This window comes from Vibrio crassostreae, from assembly GCF_041439375.1.
Lineage (GTDB): Bacteria > Pseudomonadota > Gammaproteobacteria > Enterobacterales > Vibrionaceae > Vibrio > Vibrio crassostreae_D.
The window spans coordinates 1-5,241 of sequence record NZ_JBGONY010000112.1; the positions used below are offsets into that span (position 1 = coordinate 1).

6 protein-coding genes and 2 pseudogenes are annotated in these 5,241 nt (G+C 41.8%); 7 read left to right on the forward strand and 1 reads right to left on the reverse strand.

Features of this window, described 5'->3' with window-relative positions:
* The first annotated feature begins 308 nt into the window (after nt 1-308).
* The 5 genes and pseudogenes from ACED45_RS23610 (at nt 309) to ACED45_RS23630 (ending at nt 3,093) form a co-directional block, all read left to right on the forward strand.
* Nucleotides 309-1,109 carry a PhzF family phenazine biosynthesis protein gene (locus ACED45_RS23610; protein WP_371715165.1) on the forward strand — a complete coding sequence of 267 codons (801 nt, stop codon included), beginning with the start codon at nt 309-311 and terminating at the stop codon, nt 1,107-1,109.
* 122 nt (nt 1,110-1,231) lie between these two features.
* Nucleotides 1,232-1,735 carry a YgjV family protein gene (locus tag ACED45_RS23615; RefSeq protein WP_371715166.1) on the forward strand — a complete coding sequence of 168 codons (504 nt, stop codon included), beginning with the start codon at nt 1,232-1,234 and terminating at the stop codon, nt 1,733-1,735.
* 67 nt (nt 1,736-1,802) lie between these two features.
* Nucleotides 1,803-2,118, forward strand: a pseudogene (locus ACED45_RS23620) (cupin domain-containing protein).
* A gap of 91 nt (nt 2,119-2,209) precedes the next feature.
* Nucleotides 2,210-2,689, forward strand: coding sequence for a GNAT family N-acetyltransferase (locus ACED45_RS23625; protein ID WP_371715167.1), 480 nt, complete (start codon nt 2,210-2,212; stop codon nt 2,687-2,689).
* 107 nt (nt 2,690-2,796) lie between these two features.
* Nucleotides 2,797-3,093: a hypothetical protein gene (locus tag ACED45_RS23630; protein ID WP_371715168.1), complete on the forward strand. Its 297-nt coding sequence runs from the start codon at nt 2,797-2,799 to the stop codon at nt 3,091-3,093.
* Between the two features lie 126 nt (nt 3,094-3,219).
* On the opposite strand, the gene ACED45_RS23635 is transcribed toward ACED45_RS23630, so the two are convergent.
* Complete coding sequence (locus ACED45_RS23635) at nt 3,220-3,717, reverse strand: fasciclin domain-containing protein (protein ID WP_146490182.1); 498 nt, start codon at nt 3,715-3,717, stop codon at nt 3,220-3,222.
* 204 nt (nt 3,718-3,921) lie between these two features.
* Here ACED45_RS23635 and ACED45_RS23640 point away from each other — a divergent pair, with 204 nt between their 5' ends.
* Nucleotides 3,922-4,905 (forward strand): DUF2860 family protein, encoded by a 984-nt coding sequence (locus ACED45_RS23640; protein WP_371715169.1) that lies wholly within the window; start codon nt 3,922-3,924, stop codon nt 4,903-4,905.
* A 163-nt stretch (nt 4,906-5,068) separates the two neighbouring features.
* Nucleotides 5,069-5,182, forward strand: a pseudogene (locus ACED45_RS23645) (GNAT family N-acetyltransferase); the annotation flags it as partial.
* Nucleotides 5,183-5,241: the final 59 nt, after the last annotated feature.

A 5,241-nucleotide genomic window follows, 5' to 3' on the forward strand; every position in this document is an offset into this window, starting at 1 on the left:
AGATGATCTGATCGTAGCTTTAAGCATTAGTTCCCTGATTTAGGAAACAAAGCCCGTTTGTGGCACGATACAATGCTTATGTGCCGCGAATGTGCGTATGTTTCCTACCTTGTCTGATACGTTTTATCTAGTGCTTGCCCGATATTAAACCTTCTGCTTCATCCACCAATTCTTTTCATAACTCTTTGTTTATCTTTCCTTACTCTTCAAATAACTATTAATAAAATTTCTGTTGAAGACTTGTAGCACAGTGTATTTGTGCTTATTGTAGGCAAAATATTTATCCGATCTCAAAGCTAGGAAACATTGTGAATTTAGAGATATATCAAGTGGATTCGTTCACAACTCAAGCTTTTAAAGGAAACCCCGCAGGGGTCTGTATTTCCAAAGAGCCATTGGGTGAGTCGTTAATGTTTTCAATTGCTGAAGAGATGGCTGTATCCGAAACGGCTTTTTTGTCACTTAACACTATGACACTTAAATGGTTCACTCCAGAAGTAGAAGTGAAGCTGTGTGGGCACGGTACACTGGCAACCGTTCATGTGATGAAAGAGCAAGGTCTGCTCAACACAGGGGATAGGGTCATATTTAATACCTTATCTGGGGAGTTGTCTGCCGCAGTTTGTGAATCGTCTATTGAGCTTGATTTCCCTAGTACACAGTTATCATTGTTTACTGAGCCCAACCTCATGTTGCTCGAACATCTTGGTTTAGAGTCGAACCAAGTCGTTTCATTCCGAGAGTTTGATTCCAAGCAGCTAATCGAAGTGTCTGACGAGCGAGTGCTACTGGGCCTTTCACCAAATTTTGATGCTTTAAAAGGCATTAAAGGGCGAGGCGTTGTCGTGACAGCGCTTTCATCGAATACTGAGCTTGATTTTGTTTCTCGTTATTTTGCACCATGGGTTGGGGTAAATGAAGATCCTGTGACAGGGTCGGCGCATTGTGCATTGACGCAGCACTGGGCAGAAAAGCTAAACAAAAGCAGCTTCAGTGCGTATCAGGCGTCTCGTCGTGGTGGTTATATGTCGACAGAGTTATTAGCTAACGGGCGAATCAAGCTGATTGGTTCGGCTATTACTGTGATTAGTGGTGTGTTGAAGCTTTAGAGCTCAGTTGAATCTATAAAGCATTGTTGCCGTATTTTTTTGACTAACCAAGTGAGTTTTCTTAGGCCATTTATGGTTGAGCAAAACGGCTAGGGTGTAATGTTATTATTGAAGGAATCACAATGTCAGCCTTTTATCTTTCTCAAATACTCGTCGCGATTGCTATCTGTTTCGATCTTCTGTCTTTTCAGTTTAAAGAAAGGAAGAAAATTGTAACCTGTCTATTCTTTGCTGGCGTGCTTATCTCTAGTCATTTTATTTTGCTCGAGCAATGGACAGCGGCGAGTTTAATGATCATTGCAACAATCCGTTATTTAACGAGTGTATTTTCTACATCGTCTAAGTTTAAATATTTGTTCTGTTCCATGTCGGTGATCGCAACGGTTGTGACTTACTCAGGGCTGACTAGCATATTGAGCTGCTTTGCTTCCGTGTTTCAAACCTTTGCTGCCTTTAACAAAGATGACCGCAGATTAAGAGAATTGATGATCATCGGAACCAGTTTTTGGTTGGTTCACAATTACTTAGTTGGCTCGCCAACAGCGGTTCTTATGGAAGCGCTGTTTATCTGCAGCAACTTGGTGGGTTATTACCGTTTTTACTTCAAAAAGAATGCGATAGCTTAGAGTTTGAATCTGTTGCTACGCAATAAAGTACACCGCATGACGATGATTCAAGATTTAGGAGAGCTCGATGCCAAATATCTACGCTGATATCCCTTCGTCGCTGCCCAATGAGATGTTCAACGCTCTCATTAGTAACGAGAATATTCGAATTGAGCGAATTCTGTCACATGGACACAGTTCACCAGAAGAGGGGGGGGTACAACCAAGATGAGAATGAATGGGTAATGGTGCTCGAAGGTCAAGGCGTCATCGAGTTTGAAGATGGACGTGTTGTTACCTTGTCTAAAGGGGATTACATCAACATTGCTGCGAGAGAAAAGCATAAGGTGATTGGTACGGTGGAAAACGTTGTGACGATCTGGTTGGCTGTATTTTATCGTTGAATCTCTTTGTTCTAGAATCGACTCATTTAGAGAGCGCTTAGGGGCAATACGGTACTTGTCCAATACACTAAATACATGAAAGGATTATGTCGTGGTTAGAATTAGAAATTACCAACCTAGTGATAACAAAGCGTTATGGGAGATTTATTTTCATACCGTCCGTAACATCAACGTTCGCGATTACTCTCAAGAACAAGTCGAGGCTTGGGCACCAAGTGATTTTGATTCGGAACTGTGGGACAAATGTCTTCGCCGTATACAGCCCTTTGTGGCCGAGTTAGACGGGCGCGTTGTTGGCTATACTGACTTGCAACCCAATGGCTTGATTGACCATTTTTTCTGTCACCATGAATATCAAGGAAAGGGGGTAGGAAGAGCTTTGATGGAGCATGTATTTTCAGTCGGCAGAGTTCGCGGTGTTTCTCGATACTTCTCAGAGGTGAGTATTACCGCCAGACCTTTCTATGAGCACCTTGGTTTTGAAGTCGTTAATGAGCAGCAAGTCGAAATGCGTGGCGTAAAACTCACCAATTACGTGATGGAGAAGGCAGTGCCTTCAGATGAACGGTAATCTCATTTTTGTTACAGTTTTTGCCTGCTTTTTTGTTCTCCTCTTCGAGAAAAATCATCACTTTAGAGATAATATTCACTTCAACTAATATCAGTGAAGGAAGAAAAGTGGGTATTGAAGCTTTAGCGTTTGTGATGGACGCATTAATCACCTCATGTTGTATGTATATCGCCTCTAAAATGTCATTCGTGGTCGCAGATTTTAAATCCCTTCTTACTATTGCTGTAATCGTTGCTTTGGTGTCATTGATTCCGACAGTGGGCTGGGTGTTAGGGTTGATTCTATTTGTGTTCCTACTGGGGAAAGCGACGCACTCTAGTATTGGTGATTGCATATGGGTGGTGGTTTTCACAAAGGTGGTATCGATGGCGGCCTTTCTGATATTCGGGCGCTTGTTTATGTAATCCGGGTTCTTACTTATATAAAGGCAGGCTCGGCTAATTTGATACCGATCTTAACTTGGTATTTAAACATGAAAAGGGTGTGAACCTGTCACACCTCTAAGAACCTTTGATTTGTGTTCGTCTGTGTTATTTAGGCAGTAATACAGCGTCAATAACATGAATAACACCATTGCTCGCTTCAACATCTGCCATCACGACCTGCGCTTTGTTGATCATCACATTGCCGTGATCAATTCCTACCATTACCGTTTCACCTTGCACTGTTACGGCACTATCAAGTTTCATCACTTCAGACGCCATTATTTTTCCTGGCACCACATGATAGGTCAGTACTGCGATTAGCTTGTCTTTGTTTTCTGGCTTCAACAGCATATCAACCGTTCCTTCAGGTAGTGCAGCGAACGCTTCATCCGTTGGCGCAAACACAGTGAACGGGCCATCACCTTTCAATGTTTCAACTAAGCCTGCCGCCTTTGCTGCAGCTACCAAGGTATTGAAAGAGCCATTTTCAGCCGCCACGTCAACGATATCTTTCTTCATTCCGTGGTGATCAGCGTGAGCAAAAGCTGCAAAAAGAAGCGTCGCAACTAGCACTGACATGGTTTTGATTAGTTTATTAAACATATTGTCTTCCTTTGAGTTGTGTCCGTTATTTTCGAGAGGTATTACGAGAGCTCAATCGTGATAGATCAATTTGTTGTGTCTTTGATTGAATGGTTAGCGATATCGACTGCGCCAAGCGAATAAATTTACATTGTTAAATGCTTGTTATAATTTTATTTTGTTGCTTATAGTTACTTGATGATTATTCAAGTAATGGATGTGAATATGAGGTTTGTTTTACCAGTTGTCTTTTCTGCATTGGCTTCAATGCCTGCATACAGTGGTCTCGCTCCAAGTGAAGGTTTCAGCGGTAACTTCAGTGTATTGGCCGGTTTCTACTCTGACAGTAGTAATTTGAGTACTGAACAAGATTCGAATCAAGCAACTAACACCCAGGAAGGGGAGAGTGAAAACCAAGGGTTACTCGGCTTTTTGGGTACTGTTCAATATACTTTTGGCGAATCGCTGACTCACCAAGTGTATGCGGGTACGACGCGAGAGGATATTGCAACAGGTACCATTGCGTTTGAGATCGGTTATAGATACCAACTTTCTGGAGGCACCATATTAGACTTTTCTGTTCTTCCTACCCTTATCTCAGGTAAGGCTTGGTCTGACCCATATGCGGTTGGCGTCAATCGAAACGAAACCGATGTAAAAGGTAATGTTGGGCGATTGCAAATGACTAATATAGGCGGTACTGGCTTTCGAACAGATTTCGCGATTGGTGAATCTGACGTTGATGATGAGTTATCGGGCACCCAAGGCTTATCTCCGGAAGAAGCTGTGCTGCTTGATAGAGAAAGAACCTATTTATACGCCAAAGCAGGGTACCGCTTTATCTTGCCAAACCAAGCAGGTCTATTTGTTCCTTCAATGGTGTATTTCCACTCAGACGCAGAAGGGGGAGCACTCAGCTTCGATAGCTATGGCATAGAATTAAACTACGCTAAGCGAATCGGCCGTCATGGTTTCGTTGTTACGCTCGATGCAAGTGATCGTCAGTACGATGAAGCCAACCCTATTTATGGTAAAGCGCGCGAAGATAATGAATATGGTGCCTTTTTAGCGTACGAGTTTGGTGGCTTGATGGGCTATAAAGATTGGTCGTTTGTCACGTTACTTGGCTTAAGATCTATTGATTCAAATATCGATTTTTATAATTCAGAACAAGTATTCACAAGCGTTGGTGTGGACTATAAATTCTGACATTCACACTACGTATAAAATTAATCAAACAGGCTCTTAGGCTCAGGTTTTCTATTTTTTAAATATTTTAGGAGCTTACATCTATTAAGGGTTGTAGTTGTTCGTTGCTGTCCGTAATATAAAAAATTAGATGATGGATAGAAATAATATATAAGGAAGCGCTTTGGAAATACAAATAAGACATCTTGAAACGACAGATAGCCAAGATATGTTTGATATCTATCGACACCCATCAGTATCAGAAAATACTTCACAAAAGCCTTTCCTTAGCTCTGATTAGGTCAGGGCGCGAGCATACTTTGATGAATTTATAATCCAAAGAACACTCGGGCTCGA

Excerpts from the sequence above, each read along its gene's own strand:
- ACED45_RS23615 (WP_371715166.1), top strand. The coding sequence starts at position 1,232 with ATGTCAGCCTTTTATCTTTCTCAAATACTCGTCGCGATTGCTATCTGT.
- ACED45_RS23635 (WP_146490182.1), bottom strand. The coding sequence starts at position 3,717 with ATGTTTAATAAACTAATCAAAACCATGTCAGTGCTAGTTGCGACGCTT.
- ACED45_RS23640 (WP_371715169.1), top strand. The coding sequence starts at position 3,922 with ATGAGGTTTGTTTTACCAGTTGTCTTTTCTGCATTGGCTTCAATGCCT.